General features: G+C 71.9%; 37 protein-coding genes. 1 reads left to right on the top strand and 36 read right to left on the bottom strand.

Annotated features, from left to right (window positions below; all coding sequences use genetic code 11):
* Positions 1-25: 25 nt before the first annotated feature.
* The 17 genes from MCM47_RS03490 to MCM47_RS03415 all read right to left on the bottom strand — a co-directional run bounded on the left by MCM47_RS03490 (position 26) and on the right by MCM47_RS03415 (position 9,523).
* Positions 26-1,249 carry a phage portal protein gene (locus tag MCM47_RS03490; protein WP_238740831.1) on the bottom strand — a complete coding sequence of 408 codons (1,224 nt, stop codon included), beginning with the start codon at positions 1,247-1,249 and terminating at the stop codon, positions 26-28.
* Between the two features lie 10 nt (positions 1,250-1,259).
* Positions 1,260-1,466: a hypothetical protein gene (locus tag MCM47_RS03485; protein ID WP_238740829.1), complete on the bottom strand. Its 207-nt coding sequence runs from the start codon at positions 1,464-1,466 to the stop codon at positions 1,260-1,262.
* Positions 1,457-2,845, bottom strand: coding sequence for a phage terminase large subunit (locus tag MCM47_RS03480; RefSeq protein ID WP_238740827.1), 1,389 nt, complete (start codon positions 2,843-2,845; stop codon positions 1,457-1,459). The genes MCM47_RS03485 and MCM47_RS03480 overlap by 10 nt, the downstream gene beginning before the upstream one ends.
* On the bottom strand, positions 2,842-3,375 hold the full coding sequence (locus MCM47_RS03475) for a hypothetical protein (protein ID WP_238740825.1): 534 nt from the start codon (positions 3,373-3,375) through the stop codon (positions 2,842-2,844). The genes MCM47_RS03480 and MCM47_RS03475 overlap by 4 nt, the downstream gene beginning before the upstream one ends.
* 335 nt (positions 3,376-3,710) lie before the next feature.
* A complete protein-coding gene (locus MCM47_RS03470; RefSeq protein ID WP_238741501.1) occupies positions 3,711-4,163 on the bottom strand; it encodes a DUF6221 family protein in 453 nt (150 codons plus the stop codon).
* An 18-nt stretch (positions 4,164-4,181) separates the two neighbouring features.
* Positions 4,182-4,463: a hypothetical protein gene (locus MCM47_RS03465; protein WP_238740824.1), complete on the bottom strand. Its 282-nt coding sequence runs from the start codon at positions 4,461-4,463 to the stop codon at positions 4,182-4,184.
* Between the two features lie 57 nt (positions 4,464-4,520).
* Complete coding sequence (locus MCM47_RS41570; RefSeq protein ID WP_255751579.1) at positions 4,521-4,646, bottom strand: hypothetical protein; 126 nt, start codon at positions 4,644-4,646, stop codon at positions 4,521-4,523.
* Between the two features lie 90 nt (positions 4,647-4,736).
* Complete coding sequence (locus MCM47_RS03460) at positions 4,737-4,901, bottom strand: hypothetical protein (RefSeq protein ID WP_238740823.1); 165 nt, start codon at positions 4,899-4,901, stop codon at positions 4,737-4,739.
* A 20-nt stretch (positions 4,902-4,921) separates the two neighbouring features.
* Positions 4,922-5,143: a hypothetical protein gene (locus MCM47_RS03455; protein WP_238740822.1), complete on the bottom strand. Its 222-nt coding sequence runs from the start codon at positions 5,141-5,143 to the stop codon at positions 4,922-4,924.
* Between the two features lie 145 nt (positions 5,144-5,288).
* Entirely contained in the window at positions 5,289-6,104 is an 816-nt protein-coding gene (locus MCM47_RS03450) for a hypothetical protein (protein WP_238740820.1), read from the bottom strand.
* Positions 6,104-6,514, bottom strand: a complete 411-nt coding sequence (locus MCM47_RS03445; RefSeq protein ID WP_238740818.1) for a hypothetical protein — start codon at positions 6,512-6,514, stop codon at positions 6,104-6,106. Before MCM47_RS03445 ends, MCM47_RS03450 begins: the two co-directional genes overlap by 1 nt.
* 13 nt (positions 6,515-6,527) lie before the next feature.
* Positions 6,528-7,145 (bottom strand): hypothetical protein, encoded by a 618-nt coding sequence (locus tag MCM47_RS03440; protein WP_238740816.1) that lies wholly within the window; start codon positions 7,143-7,145, stop codon positions 6,528-6,530.
* A gap of 2 nt (positions 7,146-7,147) precedes the next feature.
* The gene (locus tag MCM47_RS03435; RefSeq protein WP_238740814.1) at positions 7,148-7,309 is read right to left on the bottom strand and encodes a hypothetical protein; all 162 of its coding nucleotides are present in this window, start codon (positions 7,307-7,309) and stop codon (positions 7,148-7,150) included.
* A gap of 2 nt (positions 7,310-7,311) precedes the next feature.
* Positions 7,312-7,464 carry a hypothetical protein gene (locus MCM47_RS03430; RefSeq protein ID WP_238740812.1) on the bottom strand — a complete coding sequence of 51 codons (153 nt, stop codon included), beginning with the start codon at positions 7,462-7,464 and terminating at the stop codon, positions 7,312-7,314.
* Complete coding sequence (locus MCM47_RS03425) at positions 7,461-8,570, bottom strand: hypothetical protein (RefSeq protein WP_238740810.1); 1,110 nt, start codon at positions 8,568-8,570, stop codon at positions 7,461-7,463. Before MCM47_RS03425 ends, MCM47_RS03430 begins: the two co-directional genes overlap by 4 nt.
* A gap of 86 nt (positions 8,571-8,656) precedes the next feature.
* A complete protein-coding gene (locus MCM47_RS03420; protein ID WP_238740808.1) occupies positions 8,657-9,082 on the bottom strand; it encodes a hypothetical protein in 426 nt (141 codons plus the stop codon).
* 60 nt (positions 9,083-9,142) lie between these two features.
* Entirely contained in the window at positions 9,143-9,523 is a 381-nt protein-coding gene (locus tag MCM47_RS03415) for a hypothetical protein (RefSeq protein WP_238740806.1), read from the bottom strand.
* Between the two features lie 139 nt (positions 9,524-9,662).
* On the opposite strand from MCM47_RS03415, the gene MCM47_RS03410 reads away from it, so the two are divergent.
* Complete coding sequence (locus MCM47_RS03410; RefSeq protein ID WP_238740804.1) at positions 9,663-9,947, top strand: hypothetical protein; 285 nt, start codon at positions 9,663-9,665, stop codon at positions 9,945-9,947.
* 96 nt (positions 9,948-10,043) lie between these two features.
* On the opposite strand, the gene MCM47_RS03405 is transcribed toward MCM47_RS03410, so the two are convergent.
* The 19 genes from MCM47_RS03405 to MCM47_RS03315 all read right to left on the bottom strand — a co-directional run bounded on the left by MCM47_RS03405 (position 10,044) and on the right by MCM47_RS03315 (position 16,646).
* Positions 10,044-10,817, bottom strand: a complete 774-nt coding sequence (locus MCM47_RS03405) for a hypothetical protein (protein WP_238740802.1) — start codon at positions 10,815-10,817, stop codon at positions 10,044-10,046.
* Between the two features lie 31 nt (positions 10,818-10,848).
* The gene (locus MCM47_RS03400) at positions 10,849-11,046 is read right to left on the bottom strand and encodes a hypothetical protein (RefSeq protein WP_238740800.1); all 198 of its coding nucleotides are present in this window, start codon (positions 11,044-11,046) and stop codon (positions 10,849-10,851) included.
* Entirely contained in the window at positions 11,043-11,483 is a 441-nt protein-coding gene (locus MCM47_RS03395; protein WP_238740798.1) for a hypothetical protein, read from the bottom strand. The genes MCM47_RS03400 and MCM47_RS03395 overlap by 4 nt, the downstream gene beginning before the upstream one ends.
* On the bottom strand, positions 11,480-11,803 hold the full coding sequence (locus MCM47_RS03390; RefSeq protein WP_238740796.1) for a helix-turn-helix domain-containing protein: 324 nt from the start codon (positions 11,801-11,803) through the stop codon (positions 11,480-11,482). Before MCM47_RS03390 ends, MCM47_RS03395 begins: the two co-directional genes overlap by 4 nt.
* A complete protein-coding gene (locus tag MCM47_RS03385; protein ID WP_238740794.1) occupies positions 11,800-12,009 on the bottom strand; it encodes a hypothetical protein in 210 nt (69 codons plus the stop codon). Before MCM47_RS03385 ends, MCM47_RS03390 begins: the two co-directional genes overlap by 4 nt.
* The gene (locus MCM47_RS03380) at positions 12,006-12,197 is read right to left on the bottom strand and encodes a hypothetical protein (protein ID WP_238740792.1); all 192 of its coding nucleotides are present in this window, start codon (positions 12,195-12,197) and stop codon (positions 12,006-12,008) included. The genes MCM47_RS03385 and MCM47_RS03380 overlap by 4 nt, the downstream gene beginning before the upstream one ends.
* Complete coding sequence (locus MCM47_RS03375) at positions 12,194-12,445, bottom strand: hypothetical protein (RefSeq protein ID WP_238740790.1); 252 nt, start codon at positions 12,443-12,445, stop codon at positions 12,194-12,196. Before MCM47_RS03375 ends, MCM47_RS03380 begins: the two co-directional genes overlap by 4 nt.
* Positions 12,442-12,618 (bottom strand): hypothetical protein, encoded by a 177-nt coding sequence (locus tag MCM47_RS03370; protein WP_238740789.1) that lies wholly within the window; start codon positions 12,616-12,618, stop codon positions 12,442-12,444. Before MCM47_RS03370 ends, MCM47_RS03375 begins: the two co-directional genes overlap by 4 nt.
* Positions 12,615-12,800, bottom strand: coding sequence for a hypothetical protein (locus MCM47_RS03365; RefSeq protein ID WP_238740787.1), 186 nt, complete (start codon positions 12,798-12,800; stop codon positions 12,615-12,617). Before MCM47_RS03365 ends, MCM47_RS03370 begins: the two co-directional genes overlap by 4 nt.
* The gene (locus MCM47_RS03360; RefSeq protein ID WP_238740785.1) at positions 12,797-13,198 is read right to left on the bottom strand and encodes a hypothetical protein; all 402 of its coding nucleotides are present in this window, start codon (positions 13,196-13,198) and stop codon (positions 12,797-12,799) included. Before MCM47_RS03360 ends, MCM47_RS03365 begins: the two co-directional genes overlap by 4 nt.
* 63 nt (positions 13,199-13,261) lie before the next feature.
* Positions 13,262-13,651, bottom strand: coding sequence for a hypothetical protein (locus MCM47_RS03355; protein ID WP_238740783.1), 390 nt, complete (start codon positions 13,649-13,651; stop codon positions 13,262-13,264).
* Entirely contained in the window at positions 13,648-13,905 is a 258-nt protein-coding gene (locus tag MCM47_RS03350) for a hypothetical protein (RefSeq protein WP_238740782.1), read from the bottom strand. Before MCM47_RS03350 ends, MCM47_RS03355 begins: the two co-directional genes overlap by 4 nt.
* 94 nt (positions 13,906-13,999) lie before the next feature.
* Entirely contained in the window at positions 14,000-14,563 is a 564-nt protein-coding gene (locus MCM47_RS03345) for a hypothetical protein (protein ID WP_238740780.1), read from the bottom strand.
* Complete coding sequence (locus tag MCM47_RS03340; RefSeq protein ID WP_238740778.1) at positions 14,560-14,766, bottom strand: hypothetical protein; 207 nt, start codon at positions 14,764-14,766, stop codon at positions 14,560-14,562. The genes MCM47_RS03345 and MCM47_RS03340 overlap by 4 nt, the downstream gene beginning before the upstream one ends.
* Positions 14,763-15,071 (bottom strand): hypothetical protein, encoded by a 309-nt coding sequence (locus MCM47_RS03335; RefSeq protein ID WP_238740776.1) that lies wholly within the window; start codon positions 15,069-15,071, stop codon positions 14,763-14,765. The genes MCM47_RS03340 and MCM47_RS03335 overlap by 4 nt, the downstream gene beginning before the upstream one ends.
* Positions 15,072-15,080: 9 nt before the next feature.
* On the bottom strand, positions 15,081-15,284 hold the full coding sequence (locus MCM47_RS03330) for a hypothetical protein (protein WP_238740774.1): 204 nt from the start codon (positions 15,282-15,284) through the stop codon (positions 15,081-15,083).
* Positions 15,285-15,304: 20 nt separating this feature from the next.
* The gene (locus MCM47_RS03325; protein WP_238740772.1) at positions 15,305-15,490 is read right to left on the bottom strand and encodes a hypothetical protein; all 186 of its coding nucleotides are present in this window, start codon (positions 15,488-15,490) and stop codon (positions 15,305-15,307) included.
* 11 nt (positions 15,491-15,501) lie between these two features.
* On the bottom strand, positions 15,502-16,215 hold the full coding sequence (locus MCM47_RS03320; protein WP_238740770.1) for an ATP-binding protein: 714 nt from the start codon (positions 16,213-16,215) through the stop codon (positions 15,502-15,504).
* A 2-nt stretch (positions 16,216-16,217) separates the two neighbouring features.
* Positions 16,218-16,646 (bottom strand): hypothetical protein, encoded by a 429-nt coding sequence (locus MCM47_RS03315; protein WP_238740768.1) that lies wholly within the window; start codon positions 16,644-16,646, stop codon positions 16,218-16,220.
* Positions 16,647-16,898: the final 252 nt, after the last annotated feature.

Here is a 16,898-nt window from a genome sequence, read left to right as displayed (position 1 = left end):
ACCGGGCGGCTGCTACTGCCAGCGGCTATGCGCCGAGCTTCAGCGGCCCGCCAGCTGTCGGGGTGGCGCCGCGGAAGGCGATGTCAGGCAGGCCGATGGCGGAGCAGGCGGCGGCCGGGTCGAAGCCGGCGTTGACCAATGCGACCACGGCATCGACCTTGGTGGTCAGCTCGGCGTTCTCCGCTGCCTCGTCGTCCGGCACCGGGCTGCAGTAGTCAAACTCCAGCCCGGCCGCGGTGGAACCGAAGAGCGGCAGCAGGTCGAAGTTGAGGGCGGACTTGAACCTCTCCAGCCGAGGCACCGTCATCTGCTCGGCGAACCAGACCCGGGATGCGTCGGCGGTGGCCCGGTTCACGTCGGCGACCTCACCGAGGGCGAAGGCCGGCATGCCGAACGCCTCGCGGATCACGTCCCGGGAGACGGACCGCAGCTCGGCGAACTGCATGTCGCGCTGGGTGAACTTGCGGTCGACCCACCTGCCGGCTTCGAGGATGGCCACCCGGTGGGCGGCGGCTACCCCGCGGTGCTGCTCGTTCCAGCGCATCCGTAGCTGGTCGAACTCGGCGTCGCCGAGAGTGCCGGGGACTTCGATGATGCCGCCGGGCTCGGCACTGTTCAGGAAGAAGTTGCGGTTCCACTCGGCGCTGTACCTGGTGGCGTCGAGGTCGGTGAGGATGGACTGGACGGGGCCCATGCCGCGGTAGGGGTCCAGCGGGTTGGGCATGCGGAGCTGAATGACCTCGTCGAGGCGGAGGGGGATCCGCTCGCCGTCGGGGCTGGTGTAGATGTAGCCGGACAGGTACGCCGTGGGGGACGGCACCGGGTCCATGCGGTCCGGTCGGACAGGCCACAGTTCCAGCGGGATCGGCGAGCGCGGGTCGCGGGCGATCACCCACCAGCCTTCGCCCGTCAGGTCGATGTGTTGCTGTTCGACCTCGACGAACTCAGTCCGGGGCATGAACGGGTTCGGCTTGTTCCACAGGTCGAGTGCGGCGTGCGAGGTGACCTCAGTGCGCTCGGCGCCAGGCTTGGCGGCCTTGCGGTACAGCTTCCACTCGACCTGCGCGGTCGAGGTGGAGGTGCGGTTGACGATGCTGAACAGCGTGCCGACGCTGCCCATGGCGCGCATCTGCGCGGTCATCCCGGAGGGCTGGCCCCACGAGGTGAAGTAGCCGTTGCCGCGGTTCGGGGCGAACGAGACGGGGCTGACTGCGGCCCGGTTGAGGAGGGTGCGGATGAACGACGCCATCAGGGTCTCCTCAGCGGTTGGACGGTCGGCGGTCCGAGATGGCCATCTCAACGCACAGGCACGACGTGCCGGCGCCGAGGTAGCCGAGGGGCGGCCACGCCATCCACAGGCCGTAGGACAGCAGGCCGAGCCCGGCGACAACGAGAACGACCGGCAGGAGCGGGCGGAGGACGGCCCGTACGAGGGCGGCGAGGCGCTGGTAGGGGATCACAGCCACCTCACCCGGGGCTGCGCGACGAGGTCGCGTTCGGCGACTGCGTAGCGCATGGTGTCCATGCCGTGATCGTCCTGCTTCACTGGGGCCTCCTTCGGGGTCTTGCCTGGCTGAGCGTCCCAGACGTACCCGACGATCTCTTCGACCGTGCACGTCGGCTTCTTCGCTTCGGCGAGTGCCGCGTCGCGGTCGACCAGGGCGTCTTCGCACAGGTAGATACGGGGCTTGCCGTCTCCCGCGACCTTGAAGCGGGCCTGCACGGCGTCAAGGCCGTCCTTGACGGTCTTGTGTGCGGCGCGGGTGCCCATGCCGAGGTGCCGTTCCAGGGTGGCGCGGTCTTCGGCGTCGTGGTCGCAGATGACGACCTGCGGCCGGGCCTCAGTCCAGACCCGGAGGCCGGCGGCGACGTCCTCGTTGATGTCCTTGGCGGTGAGGACGGTGCGCTGCGGCACCTTGCCGATGACCTTGGTGACTTGGAGGAGGATGTCCCTGGCGTGGTCCTCGACGAGGGTCTTCGTCTTGTAGATCTCCCGGTACATGTACAGCCGGCCGTCGGGATCCTCGGCCCACCATTGCGCGCAAAACGGGTTCGTGAAACCAAAGTCGATGACGAGGCGCCGGGTCCAGCCGGGCTGGATGACGGAGCGGGGGACGACGTGTATGGCTGGGTCGAACGCCTCGTAGATGAGGCCTTCGGCGGCGGCCCACTTGCCGTCCCGCAGGCGCAGGCGGCGCACCCCGGTGAGGGCGTCGAGCTTGGCCATGTAGTCGACGCCCTTGGTGGTGAGCGTTCCGTCCGCGTTGACGTAGGCCGGGTTGTCGCGGTGGAGGGAGGTGAGGAGGCGCAGGGCCCCGGCGTCGCCGCGCTGCTTGATCCAGTGGGTGGGGTGGACGGGGTTGCAGGCGGCGATCTGCTGCTGCCAGGAGAGGACGCCGTTCCGGAGGCGGGTGCCGAGTGTCTCCCAGTCGGTGATGGTGAGTTCGGTCGCCTCATCACAGAAGATCAGGTCGTACTCGGATGACAGCACCTTCTCCGGCTTGTCGAGGCCGCCGACGTTGATCACGGAGCCGTTGCTGTACCGGTAGCCCGGGGCCTCGCGCGCACTGCCGCCGAACCACGAGATGACGCCAGCACGCAATGCCTCGGCAGCTACCTTCTTCTCGAAAGTGACGAGGGTGGTCGAGCCGAGGCTCACGCCGGTCTTGCGGGCGATCAGGCAGCGGATGCCGGGGGTCCTGAGTGCCGCGAGGTGGACACGGAACAGGCAGGCGAGGGACTTGCCGGTGCCAGCCGCGCCTGCCATGACGACCTCGGAGGTGCGGGTGCGGAACAACTCGCGGGCTGCACCGCGCGGCTCGTACCGGACGACGGCGCTGATCATGCCAGGTCGCCAGCATCGACCCCGACGATCTCGTAGGTCAGGCCACCAGAGACAGCGGTCTTGGTGGGGCTGTCCAAGCCGAGGAGCTTGCGGCGAGACTCGCCGTTTCGCTGGATCGCGTCCTCGATGCGGATCAGCCGGTCCACGGCCTTGAGGATCCAGTCGTCGTCTGGGACTGCCGCGCCGTTGTCCAGGTAGACGACGCGGCCTTGGGACACGGTGACGTGCTCCCGCTCAAGCACGCCTTGCACGTGGCCGCGGGCGTCCTCTAGCCGCTGTAGGCCGCGGTCCAGGCGCTCCAGCTCGAAGGCGACCGCGGCTTCCGCCGGCTCGGTGATGACCTCGGCCATGGCTCGGGCGACGGCGTCGTGCGCGGACTGCGGGTGGCTGAAGCCGAGCTCCGCGGCGATCTGCCGGTAGGACTTGCCTTCGGCGCGGAGCTGGGCGGCGTGGGCGTCGCGCTCGACCGTGGCGGGGTCGCGGGTGTAGCGGCCGTTGCCTCCGCGGAGCTGGTCGTGCTGGTCGGTCATGGGGTCCCTCCTCCTGCTGGGCAGGGTAGGGAGGGCGTGGGTCAGCCCCCGGGCCCGTCGCTCCCGGGGGCTGTGTGGGTGCCCCGCCCAACCGTTGGGGTTGGCGGCCCGCTCGGGGGGAGGGGCGGGCCGCCGTGACCCCGAAGGCAGAGTGGCGCAGGGGTGGGACAGCTACTTGCGGCGGCCGGCTCGGACGGCGGCGACGATGCCGACGGTTACCGCGGCCAGGGCGAGCAGGAACAGGACGACGATGTGCCAGGGCTCCACGGGGGTCTCCTCAGCTGGATGGTGGCGGCCATCCTGCCGGAGACGCCTGGGGCGTGGGGAGGCTTTGGTCAAGCCCCGGGTGCCCACTCGGGCCGGTAGCCGGGGTGGCCGGCGTACGGCAGCGCGAGCAGGCGGAGGACCGGCCGCAGCTGTCGAGCATCCTCGGCCCGGTTCTCGTCGTAGTAGCCCTCGGCGTCCTCGGCTGAGTCCTCGACGGCGGAGGTGTACCGGCTGAGGATGCGCCGCTTGGCGTCGACCTCGGCCAGTACCCGCGCCGGGTCGTGGCGGGCGATGTGAGCGGCCCGTGCCTCCGCATCGCGCTCCTCCATGCCGTCGGGTGTGATGGCCACCGGGTGGGCGCTTGTTTCATCCGCGACGACAGCCACAACGTCCGGATCTGCCCACCACTGCAGGCTCCATGACGGCATAAGGTCCCGGTTTATCTGGACCCACGACTCCGGTTCGGCAGCGGCCCGGGCTGCCTCCTCGTCCTCGTCGAGGCGGGCACGGAGGAACGCCACCAGGTCAGCGGTCACGGCTCAGTACTCATTCGGGTAGTCGAACGGCCGGAGGGCTTCGGTGAGCGCCTCGTGCAGGGTGGGCGGCGGCAAGGTGGCCGTGATCTCGGGGTTGAGCTTCTTGACGATGGCCTCGCCGAGCTGCCTCAGCAGGTCGGCCTTCATGTACTCCCGGTACTGCTCGTCCCGGTCCCACGCTTCAGCCTCGGCGAAGGTCTGCGCCGCGAGCCGCTTACCGTTGATCTCGATGACGGTCCTGAGGGCCACCTTGCCGGGCGGTGCCTCGTAGTTGCTGGTGGTCATGCTTCATCCTCTCGCAGGACCGCCCGCCCCGGGTAGGACCTGGGGCGGGCGGGTTGGTCACTGGCTGGGGGCGGGCTGCGGGTCGGGTGCGGGGGTGAGCCAGACGCTGATGCCGGGCCCGCGTTCCTCGACGCGCGGCTCGGGCTGCTGGGGCTGGGGCTGGGTTCCGTCGGCGTACGCCATGATGGCGGTCTCCTCTACTGCTGGTGCGGTGGGTGGAGGGCCCGGGGCGGCCGGCGTGCTGGCAGGCTTCACGGCCGCCCCGGGGCGAGGTCAGGCGGGCAGGAGCTCGTACAGGCGGGTGATCTCGTCGCGGGTCTCGCGGAGTTGGGTGGCGATGCGGCGGCGGTCGTTCGGGTCGTCCGCGGCGTCGACGAACGCGAGCTGCAGTTCGGTGAGCCGAGCTTCGGCGTCGGCGAGCTGCTCGATGGTGGTCACTTCGGTGGTCCTCTCAGGAGCTATCGGGCGGGTGTGCAGGAGTTGGCGTGGTTGGCGGCTTCGCGCTGGACGAGGTGGATGCCGGTGTCACGCTGGGGCCACGTCTCGTAGGTGAAGACGGCGGGTTCGCTGTGGGTGCCGCAGGTGCAGCGCCAGCTGATGGCGGAGTTGCCGGTCTGGTCGTCGTCAGTGCTCTCGACGGTGACGGTGCCGTGGGTGCTGACGGTCTCGGTGGTGATCACGAGGGCTCTCCTGGGAGGGTAGGCGGGGCCGGTAGCTGGTCGGGTAGGGGGCCGGTAGGGAGGTAGGTAGGCATGCTCTGACCTGCGGTTCCTACCGCCTACCGGTCGCCCTGGGGCGGGGCGCGGACGCCGCGGGGAAGGGGGGTCACGCGGCGCTCTGGGCGGCCGCCGTCGGTACGGGCTGGCGGATGGCTGGGACGGGCGCGGAGTCAGCCTCGGGGAGGGCGGCCAGGAGGACCGCGCTCCGGTTGAGGTTGCGGCCCTCGACGGTGAGCTTCTTCTGCCCCACGACGGGCACCCCGTATGAGGCGAGCTCCTCGGTCAGATCGGCCACCGTCCAGTCCCCGAATTCCCCCCGCCGCTGCCCCTCCTCCAGCACCGCTTGGAGGTGGGCAGCGGTGCCCTGTCGGGTGAGTGCCGCGGTGTGCCGGATGAGGGCCCACAGGACGGCCTCGGGGGGCGAGTCCTGGATCCACTCGTCGGTGTCGTCCGGCTCGCCGGCGGCGGCCGGGGCCGCGGGCTCGGCGGGCTCGACTTTGGGGGCCGTCTCGTCGGCTCTGGGGGCGTGCATCATCGCGGCGATGCACCACACGCCAATGCCGGACCAGGTGGCCACTGGCACCCACGGCCCGACCAGCGCCCAGGAGACGGGGCCTGCGACGACAGCGACCAGGGAGGCGCCAACAACGACGTCGGCGGCCTGGTCGCGCTTCTCCGCGCGAGCGGCCCTGTCGGCCTTGGCGTGGGCAGCCTTCCGTTCAGCGATGGCCTTCTCGTCGGTGAGCTTGGCGAGCTCGGCGGCGCGGGTCTCAGCGATCGCCTTGGCGATGGCCTCCCGCTCCTGGGATGCCTGGTCCAGGCGTGCGCCCGCAGGGGCCCAGAGGCGGGCGGCCAGGACCGGGCTGCCGGCGATGATGGCCCGGACTGGAACGGCCGCGTTGGCGATGGCGTGGCGAAGCATCAGGCACCCACCACGGCCTTGAGGAGGCCGGTGGGCAGGGTGACCGGCAGCATCCAGAGTCCGCCTGCCGCGGTGAAGACGGACGGTGCGATGGCTCCGAACAGGGCGTCCTTCCAGGGGCGGGCCTTGAGGCCGAACACGCCGATGGTCAGGAACGCGGCGGTGGCGCCGGTCTTCCAGTCGCCCAGCCCGTTCGTCTGCTGGAACGCCTGGGTGAACTGGGTGCCGATGGTCCCGAGGTTGCTGAACGCCGCCCCGGTGCCGGCGCTCACGAGGCCGATGCCGTAAGCCCAGTAGGGCACGTGCTCCTTCTCGATCTTGATCTTGTTCTTACCTCTGACGCCGACGAGGAGGGTGAAGCTGCCGATGGCGGCGGCGCCGCCGCTGCCGAGCGCGATGATCCCGTCCATGAGGTGCCTTCTCTCAGGTGGTGGGGAGGATGGATAGGGCGGCGACGAGGCCGGAGGCGACCGGGATCCGGCAGACGACCAGCACGGCGATGCCGAGCGGGTGGCGGATCTCGCTGATCCGGATGCGGCCCCAGCCTCGGAGGCGCAGGTCGAGGGCCCATCCGGCGCCGGATGCAAGCAGAGCGACACCAGTCCCGCCAGCGGCGAGAGCCTGGGGCAGGCTGAGCGCGTATCCGGCTGAGGCGGAGATGGCGGTGAGGATGCACCAGCGGCGGAAGCGTCGGGTGCGGCCGCTGGGGCCAGCTGTGGCCTTCTGCCTGGCACGTGCTTCCTTGCGCTTGGCCTCCCGGGCTTCGGCCTTGTGACGGGCTTTGCGTTGGTCGGGGGTCTCCCCTGCCGCTTCGAACTGGGCCTCACGTTCGGCGTGCTGGCGTTCGCGGCGTTCCTCGGGGGTCTCGGCGATGAGCGCTCCGAGGCGGTCGGCGAAGGCGAGCAGCGCGGCCCGGTCGTCGTCCTGCTCGGTCTCGGGCTCGTTGTCCTCGACCGGCTCGATGTCGAGGGGCGGATTGATGGTGGCCGGGGGCGGGCCGACGGCCGGCCGGTAGGTGGGCGGGGGCGGGATGGTGGTCACGGTCAGCTCCCCTTTCGGGGGCCGCGGCCGCCGGCCCGGAGCCAGGCTGCGGTGCCGGCGTCGATGCGGCGGATCTCGGCGGAGCGGCGGGCTTGCTCCCCCGCACTGCGGCTGGCCGGGGTGGTGGCGGTCTGGCCGCCGGTGAGCTTGGACCAAAGGCCCATGGCTATCTCCAAGTGATGATCAGGGTGATGCAGGTGGCCCAGAGGGCTGCGGCTCCGGCGAGGCGGAGCGTCTGGCGGATCGGGTGGTCGGCCGCGCGGTACAGGCCGGCGAAGGCGAGGACGGCGGGGAGCGCCCACCAGAGGGCGGCAGTCATGCGTAGCCGCCGTTGCCGTTGCGCCGCTCGTACTCGGCGCGCTCGTGCTCGGCCTGTGCCGCTGCCTCAGCGGCCAGCTTCTCCTCGGTCTTCCGGGCGCGGGAGAGGGCGGTGCGGATGTACGTGGTGTCGGTGGCCATGCCCTGGAGAGCGAGGTGCTGGGCGACGGTCTTTGCGTCGGCGTCGAGGCCGCCGAGGTGGCGGGCCATGGTGGTGATCGCTCCGGCGAGGGACATGCCGTTGACCTGGGGCGCATCACCGCGCATCACGTGGGCCGGGTCGAGCGCGGGGTGTTCGTCGACGTTCGGCGGCTTGGGTACCCGGTCGAGTCGGACGGTGGGCACGGCGGCCCGTTCGAGCAGCAGTCCGACCTGCGCGGCGCTGAGGGTGACGCGGTAGGTGGCCAGGATCTCGGCGATCTCGGCGTCGTCGGCGCCGGGGTTGGCGGCGGCGACGCGCTGGACGGCGGCGGCCGGGCCGATGTTGGCGAACTCGGCGGCGATGACGTCCTCGGCGGTGCGGGCCGGGGGCAGTGATGCGGGCTGATGCGCGGGTGATGCGCCGCTGGTCACGTGGGCACGGGCGCGCTGCTGGAGCGCTTCGGCGGCCTGCTGCGGTGCGAGGACCCAGCCCCACAGTCCGTAGGTGGGGAGACGCATCGGGGACTCGCCGCGTTCGGCCCGGGCGTTGGCGCGGGTGGCGGCCCACGAGAGTGCCGAGAGGACGAGCAGGCCGACGGCCGGGGTGGCGAACATGACCTCGGCGGGCAGGCCGCGGCCGATGATCCGTGCGTGCTGGATGTTGAGGTAGACGCTGATGCTGGCCATGCCCAGGGTGGCGATGATCGCGGTGAACGCGGATCGGCCGGCGCGTACGGCCTCGGTTGCCTGGTACAGGCAGCCCATGCCGATGCCGTCGAAGACGGCGACGCAGAAGAAGGCGAGCCAGTGGGGCATGCCGTAGTGCCTGGCGACGACGTAGAGCGACCAGCCGGCCATGGCGGCGGCGGCCGGGCGGACGATGGCCATGGCGGCGTGCCAGGCGATGCGTGCGGGCCGGACGGCGAAGGGCCAGTCGAAACGGCCGGGGGGCGACGTGGTGGTCATGGGTGTGCTCCGGGGAAGCGGGGCGGGTGGTTGGTGGGCCCGGCGGCCGGGGTGATCACGGCCGCCGGGCCGGCTTTGGGGACGGGTCAGGTGGCGACGGTCCAGCGGTCGACCCAGGCGGTGTGGAGCGCGTCACGGTAGGCGCGGTCGGCGTCCGGGCAGTCCTCCCAGGCGCGGCAGCGGGGGCAGTCGGCGGCCGGGTGAGCCAGGTCGGCGGCGGCCTGGATCGCGGCGTTGGCGGCGTGCGCCGCCCGGCGGGCCTGGTGCCGCTGCTCGCTGGTGGGGACGGCGTGGCCGTGGGCGGTGAGGAGGCGGTCTTCGGCGGCATCGATCTGGCGCAGCCGCCACTCCAGGTCGGCGGCACCGTGGTGCTGCCAGGTGGGCAGCCAGGCGGTGATGCGCTGGATGGTGGCGAGGTCGGTGGCCACGGCGGGGTCCTGCTCGTACGGGGCGGCCGGGTCGAGGGCTCGGCGGGCGGCGCGGATCGCGGCCGGGTCGATCGGTGCGAGCACGGTGGCGGCCCCGGCGAGGATGGCAACGACGCGACCAGTGGTGCGCGCGGTGAAGTTGGTCTACGCGGCCTCCGAGTAGAGGCGCTGGGCGGCGGGGCGGGTGGCCTTGTAGGACCAGAGGCCGGCGACCAGGGCCGGGGCGTCGGGGGCGTAGACGTACACGGCGATCCAGCGGTTGGTGGTGCGGTGCTGGACCCAGGCGCGGGGGGCGTCGGTGCCGGTGGTGTCGCGGTGGGCCTTGGCGACGTGGCGGCCGTACCAGGACTGCTGGCCGTCGGGGAGGTGGATGCCGAGGCGGTCGAGGTGGTCGCCGGTGCGGGTGATCTGGCCGCGGTCGAGGGCGGCCTGGAGCCAGCCGTTGAGGGTGGCGTACTGGATGTGGCGGCTGGTGGTGCGGGCCTGGGCGGTGTTGCGGCGGCGGGTGTTGGCGGTGGTGCGCATCGGGTTCCTCCCCCTCGCGGTAGCGGTGGTTCCTGCTTGGCTCTATGATTGCATCATGAGGTTGCAACGTCAAGATGCATCACGAGGTGGCAAGTATCGGACCTATCAGCGAAGGAGGCAGGCGTGGCATCATCGGGGCATGACCAGCACTGATGATCAGCAGGCAGCACGCGACCGGCTCGCCAAGCTCAGTGCTGCCTACCTCGCCGCCGAAGCTGAACTCGAAGCCGCACGCGACGCCCTCAACACGGGCATCGTCGACGTGCTCAAGGCCCGCGCCCTCGGCCCGTCCGAGGTGACGCGCATCGTTCCGTACGAACGGCAGCACGTCGGCCGGATCGCCAAAGCCGGCGGCGTCCCGCCCCTGCGAGAGCGCACCGTCGTCAGCGCCAAAACCCCTACCGCCGACCCCCCGTCAGCCTGACGCATCACCACGCATCACGGCCCCGCCCGACGTCTCGGGCGGGGCCGTTGTCATCCCCCCTGGCCTGCGGCGCATCACTGCCGCATCACCGGCGCATCACTCCTCCCACCACCGCGGCTCCGGCGTCGCGACCCCCGCCCGACGATGCGCCTGCCGCACCGCGTCCCACTGGATGCGAAGCCGGCTCGCGATGCCCGCCCGGGACAAGCCCTCGGCCATCAGCTCCGCAGTGTCCTCGACCACGGCCTGCACCCGCGACACCTCGACCCCGTACTCCGGAACCGCATCCGCAAGAGCGATGGTGTCGTCGTCCCACACGGCGAGGGGATGCCAGCCTCGGCGGTCGGCCAGCTGCCGGGCCCGCAGCGTGGCCGTGTGGGTGACGCCGCACGCCTCGGGCCGGCGGGACCACAGCTCGCGGGTGAGAAGCCGGACCCGCTCCTCAGTCCCGACGCTGACGCCCTGCTCGCACCGGTTCAGCAGCTCGTGCACCAGCTGCAGGCGCATGCCCAGCGCGGCGGCGAGAACAACCGGTGGCCAGCCTGCGACGACCAGGCCCTGCAGCCGGCGGCGGGTGCCGTGCGGCGGGACAGCGGAGGTGGACCGGGTCGGCCCCGCGGCCGGGGTGGGCCGGACCGCGAGGACCCGCGCCTCCGTAGCCCGCAGCACCGGGGCGCCAGCGATGATCCGGTACAGCGTGTCGCGGCTGATCTTGGCGGCAGCGCGGATCTGCCCGTCGGTCATGCCGGCTCGGCGTAGGCGCCGGATGTGGGCGGCGGCCCGGTCGCCGGGGATGGTGGCGCGGTGGCCAGCGGCGCGGCGGATGCGGGCGGCTTTGAGCTGGCCGGGGGTGAGGGTGGTGGTGCTCATGTGCTGTCCCTGGGGGTGCTCGTCGGGTTGGTCAGGCGTCGGTGCGGAGCTGGTAGGTGGCGAGGTCGGGGAGCGGTTCGGCGGCGGCGGTCTCGCGCCATACGGGCCAGGGGCGGCGCCACCAGGGCGGGTAGGTGGGGGTGTCATCGAGGTCGAGGCAGCCGTCGAGGAACTCCTGCCGCTCCTCGTCGGCGGCCCCGTCCCACCAGGTCTCGAAGTCCTCGATCACGGTCGGGCCTCGGCCGCGGTGGTGGCCCCGTCGAGGGCGGCGATCGTCGGGCAGGGTGCGCAGTCGCCGCACACGATGCAGGCCTGGTCGTGGCTCTGGTCGTGGGGGCAGTGCTCCAGCACGGAGTGGTGGGTGATGGGCCGGTGGAGCGCCCGTACGGCGGCGATGCGGGCCTCGGCCTGCTCGGCGCGGGCGGCCTGCCGCCGGGCCTCGACGATGGTGGACTGCCATGCAGCGGTGGCGTATCGCAGTTGAGCGGAGTCTCTGGTCCACAGCTCGACCCAGAGACGGAGTGTCTCGCGGGTGAACCCGAGCTGTTCGGTGAGCTCGGCGACGTGACGGCGGAGCCGGCCGCACTCCGTCTCGCTGGTGTTCCGTTCGGCGATGGCGCGGTCGCGCTGGTGGATCAGGTCCTGGGTGTAGGCGCTGGGGATCATGCGGCGCTCCGGGGTGTGCTGGGCTGCTGGTTGCTGTCGAGGGCGGCGGCGAGGCGGGCGGCGGCTTCGAGTGCCCGGGTGATGCCAGCAGCTCCACAGTCGAAGTCGAGTTGGCCGGTGCGGTGGGCGAGGACGACGGCGTGGGTGGTGCTGCGGGCGCCGAGCTTGCGGCGGGCGGAGGCAGTACGCGTGAGGACGGCTTCGCGGCTGATGCCGAGGCGGCGGGCGGTCTGCTCGCTGGTGTAGCCGTCGGCGGCGAGCGCGAGCGCTTCGATCTCGACGCGGGTGAGGGCCTGGCCGGGCTGGGCGTTGAAGGTCATCGGCTGGCCTTCCTGGCGGCCCGGGCGGTGGCCCGGCGGGTGGCTCGGTTCGGGCGGGGCGGAACGGCCTGGGGGCCGTCGACGATCCAGGGGGTGACCCGGGTTGAGCCGCCCCACGGTCCCTCGGGGGCGGTGACGACGACCTCGTTGGCAACGAGGCGGGTCTCCCAGGTGGCGCCGGGGCGGGGCGCGTGCTCGCGGGTCACGGTTGCGGCTCCTTCCAGTTCCGTTCGAGGGCCGTGATCTGTGCGTCGATGTAGGCGTCAGTGATGGGCGGGGGCACGTACGGGCGGGGGCTGGCCGGGGGCTGCTGGCTGCGGTGGCCGAGGAGGATGGCGGCCCACAGCAGGACGATGAAGGCGACGATTCCGGCGGCGATCCAGGCGGCGTTCACTGCGGGTCCTCGGTGGGACGCGTGCCCGAGCCGGCGCACGGCTCGGAGAACGGGAGGCCGCGGCCCATCCCGTCACGGGACCAGTGCTTGCGCAGGGTGCCGTCGGCCTTGAGCTGGTAGCGCCGGCTGCAGCTGGGGCAGCTGCCGTGGGTTGCGGTCTTCTCGGGGGCTAGCTGCAGATTGAGGCGCTGCTCGACACGCGCCATGACGTCGTTGAGGTACATGCGGTGGTCGTGGCGGTCGTTCACGATGTGCCTCCGGGTTGGGGGATGAGGCCGCTGGTCTCGGCGGCTTGGCGTACGGGGTCGGGCTGTTCGGCCTGCTGGTGGTCGCGGCGGTGGGGGTGGAGGGCGAGGAGGGTGGCCGTGGTGCCGGCGCCGAGGAGGGCGCCGGCCACGACCAGCCAGGGGGAGACCGTCATGCGGTGGGCTCGGCGGTCTTGGCGCACCAGCAGCCGCAGTTGCCTGTTGGCTCGGGCTGATCGGTTGCGGCAGCGTGGGCGCGGTCCTCGTCGTCGGCCCAGGGGTGCGGGGCGGGCGGGGTGTAGTGCTGGCCGAACTGGCAGGGCCAGCAGAGGGTGGGGCAGATGATGGCGCCGGTCATTGCTGGCCGCCGTCCTGGCCGAGCACCGCGCGGGCGACGGCGAGGGCTTCGTCGTGGGTGTTGATGCCCCACGAGAGCTTGAACCCCTTCGGCGCAATCTCGGCCTTGGTGGTTTCGCACTGGGCCCAGATCTCGGCCTCGCGCTCCAGCCAGTTCGCGACGGCGAGGCCGACGGTGGGCGGCACGCGGGTGAGGTACTCGTTCACGGCTTCCAGCCGTTGGGCCCACGTCTCGATGAGGACGGTCGGCGCCGCAGCGTCGTCGACAACGACGGGGCTTCCGTTGCGGAGGGTGTTGCCGAGCGTCCAGGTGGTGCGGCCGCCGTGGATGGCGCCGGTGGCGGCGGAACGGAGGATCTCAGCTGCGGCGGTGAGCAGGTCGGCGGGCTGGTCGGGCACGGTGGTCTCCTCGGGGTGGGGCCGCCCGCGGTCACGGGCGACGTCGGGCGTCGGGCGTCGGGGTCAGCTGGTCGTGGCGCGGGCGGCGTCGTCGAGGGCGGTGGCGGCGCGCTGGAGGGTGTCGAGATCGAGGGGCTGTCCGACGGCGGCCTTGTCGTGGGTGGAGCGGAGCAGGGTGGCGGCGGACTGGGCGGCGATGCGGAGCCGCTTGTTCTCGGCGTCGCGGGCGTCCAGCTCGGGCTGCACGACGGCCAGCACGGCGGCGGCCAAGCCCTCGGGGCTGCCTTCGATCCGTACGACGTACCGCCACGGTGCGGGCCGGCGAACCGGGTGGGCGGCCTCGCACTCGTCCTCGGTGGCGCGGCAGTCGGTGCCGTCACAGGAGTAGGCGGCGGCGAGCAGGCCCAAGGCGATGCGCTGCTGGAGGGTGGCCGGCGTTGGGGTGGTGGTCACCGGGCACCGCCGGCGGCCTCGATGAGGATGTCGGCGGCGTCGTACCACTCGCCGTGCCGCTCCCAGTCGCTCGGGCGGATGTCGTCCTCGCCGACCTCGTCGAGCCGGGCGGACGCGGTGGTGCGGATCATCTCGGCGGCCTCGGTGAGGATCTCGGCGCGGTAGGCGTCGAGGAGCTGGGCGGCCTGCTCGGGGAGCTTGAAGCTGACGTGGAACGCGCGCTCGATCTCCTGGCGGGCGGTGCGCTTGGGCATTGCGGGTCTCCGTGGCGTGTGTGGCGTGGCGGGGTGTGTGGGGGCTTGTCGTGGGCGCGGGGTTCCGTGGGTCCGGTCCCGCGCTGTGAGGCCGTCAGGCGGGCCGCTGCGGGCCGTCCTGGGCGTTCCGGACGGCGGCGGCAAGTCGGGCGTTGTGGGCCATGGCGTGCCCGACGGCGTCGCCGATGCTGGCGTGCGGGGTGCCGAAGTGGGCGGGCCAGCGCTCGGCGCGGAGCTCGTCCTGCTTGGCGATGGCGCGGTCGCGGAGGTCGGTCATCTCGACCAGCTCAGCGGTGAGGCGTTCGACCTCGGCGACCAGGGCGGGCACGTCGGTGCGGGCGGCAGCGATGAACTGGGCGTCAGGGTGGTCGATGCCGACGACGTCCTTGCGGTAGATGTGCTCGGACCAGGCCGCGACCTCGTACTCGACCATCTCGTCGGCGGGGTGCATCACGTAGTCGCGGGCGAATCGGGGCCGGGCGCCCTGCATGCCCCAGCGCTTGAAGTCCATGACGGTGAGTCCGCCGCGGTGGGGGGTCTGGAGGCGGAGGTGACGGGCTTCGGTGTTGCCTCGCCACCGCCACGGTCCGGGGGTGGCGGCCTGCACGCGGGCCTTGATGGCGTCGAGGTCGAGGGGCGCGTTGGGCTGGTCGCTCATCGGGCGGTCTCCTCGGCAGCGATGCGGCGGGTGCAGGTGGGGCAGGTGATGGGGGTGTCGTCGGGCTTGAGCTCGTCGCGCCGGCCGCTGGTGTGACCGCAAGGGGTAACGAGATAGGTCGGTTCGAAGCGGCTTGCCACAGCTCGGGCGGCGTGGGTGTTGCGGCCGCCGTGGAGGCGGAGCCGGTGCTGGTAGGCGGTCATCGGGTGGTCTCCTCGGTGGCGGCGTGGACGAGGGCGTGGGCGGTGTCGGTGCCGGCGTGCACGATCTCGGCGGCCGGGGCGGGGTCGATGTGCTCCAGGGAGATGCCGCCGACGTAGCCGTCGACGAGGACGACCGGCTCGCCGTCGCCGAGCGTCCAAGCGACTGAGCGGGTTCGGGTGATGAGGGTCTTGGCGGTCGCGCCGATCTCGGCGGCGTACTCAGGACGAAGCAGCGGGTAGGCGATCACGGGCGTGCCGACCGGGTGAACGTCGTTCCACTGCTCGGCGGTCAGGGGCTGGGCCATGGCGGGTCCTCAGGCAGACGGGACGGCGGGGGTGCAGGTGCAGCGGCTGCTGATGCCGCCGACGTAGGCGCACGACGAGTCGTGGCCGCCGCACGGCGGGAAGGCGTCGTGGTCGTCGGCGGGGTGTTGGTCGTGCCTCCACCAGCCGCCGGTCGGGCAGTCGATCCACTCGATGGCGGTGCGGCAGACGGCGCACATGATGGGCTGGGTCACGGTGGTCTCCTGGTGGGTGGTCAGGCGGCAGGGCGGGTGTGCTGGTGGGTGCGCCAGGCGTCGAGCCGGCTGGGGTGGCTGCCGGTTGTGAGGCGCCGGCCGCGGGGGCTGCGGCAGGGGGTGCCGGGCTTGGCGCGGCAGGTGGGGACGGGGCAGGGGATGGCCCACTCGGGCGGGTGCTCGCGGTGGCGGAGGCCGGCGGGCATCGGGGCGCCCATCAGGCGGCCCGGCGGCGGTCGGCGCCAGCCATCGGCACGACGGTGACCATCTCGGCCAAGCGGGAGGCGATGCGCTCGCCGAGGGTGCTGGTGAGGTCGGGGCCGGTTGCGGCGCGGGGCGGCAGGTTGCTGGTGAAGATCGTCGGCAGACACTGGTTGTACCGGTGGTTGATCAGTCGGTAGGTGATCTCCTCCGTCCACTCCGAGGTCTTCGCGGAGCCGAGGTCGTCGAGCAGCAGCAACGGGATCTCACACAGCCGCTTCAACCCCTGCTCGCTGGCGCCGGCGGAACCGGTGGGGCGCAGGTTGCCGTACAGGTCGGCGGTAGTGGTGGCGATGAGCCGGTAGTCCTTGAGGCCGTGGGCGGCGATGAGCTTGAGCGCACCGAACGCCTCGTAGGTCTTCCCGGTCCCGGTGGTGCCGGTGATGAGCAGGCTGGACGCGTTGTCGGGGTTGGCGATGACGTCGGCGGCCCAGGCGATGACGGTGGGGTCGGTGGCGGCGGCGTGCTGGTAGCGGGGTGGGGTGGCGGTGGTCCAGCGGGAGAGGGCGACGGTGATGCGCTGCTGCCGGTGGAAGTGGGGGTGGCCGGGTTCGTCGGGGCTGTAGCCGTCGATCTCCTGGTCGGTGGGGGGCTTGATGCCGCGGGCGGCGAGGATCTCGGCGAGGCGGGTGAGGGTTTCGGCGTTGCTGATGAGCCAGGGCTCAGCCATGGTCAGAATCCGTTCTCGTACACGGAGTGGTCGCTCGGGTTGGTGTAGGGCTGCCAGCCGCCGGCGACCGCGCGGAGCGGAGGACGCTGGCCAGCCGGAGCATCGGGCTCGTCGTCGTAGCAGCCCTTGTTCAGCCAGGTCGCCGGGTACTTGGTGTACTTCGGGTCCTCGTTGACGCGTTCGCGGGCGTAGGTGGTGGCCGCGCTGACGATGCACTGCGGGTTGGCACCGCGCTCGATGGCTTGGCACCAGGCGCGCTTGGCCTCCTCGCGGGCCTTCTTCTTCGGGTAGACGAGCCAGAAGGCGCCGAACGCTTCGAGGTGATGATCGACCTTCGGGGCGGCGGCCTTCTTGGGCTGCCGCGCGGGGGTCGGAGAAGAGTCTCTATCTGTTGAGGGGGCTGAGGGGTATGAGGAGAAGGGGGGAGCCACGGCACCTTCTGAAGGAGCCACGGCTCCTTCTGAGTGAGCCCCTGCTCCCCCTTGGGCGGGGGAAGGGGTAGCTACGGCTCCCCCTAGAGAGAGCCCCTGCTCCTCCTTCGACTCGGAAGGGAGAGCCACGGCTACCCCTTCGAAGGACGGAACGAGGAACGTCATCCGAACCCCGGGCACCGCATACAGAGCCCGCCCGTCCTTGCCCTGGCCGATCGGGATACGGAACTCCCAGCCGGCGGCCGCCAGCCG

This window comes from Kitasatospora sp. A2-31, assembly GCF_022288725.1.
GTDB lineage: Bacteria > Actinomycetota > Actinomycetes > Streptomycetales > Streptomycetaceae > Kitasatospora.
Note: the sequence above shows the minus strand (reverse complement) of the source record. Positions and strands in the feature narration are given on the sequence as shown.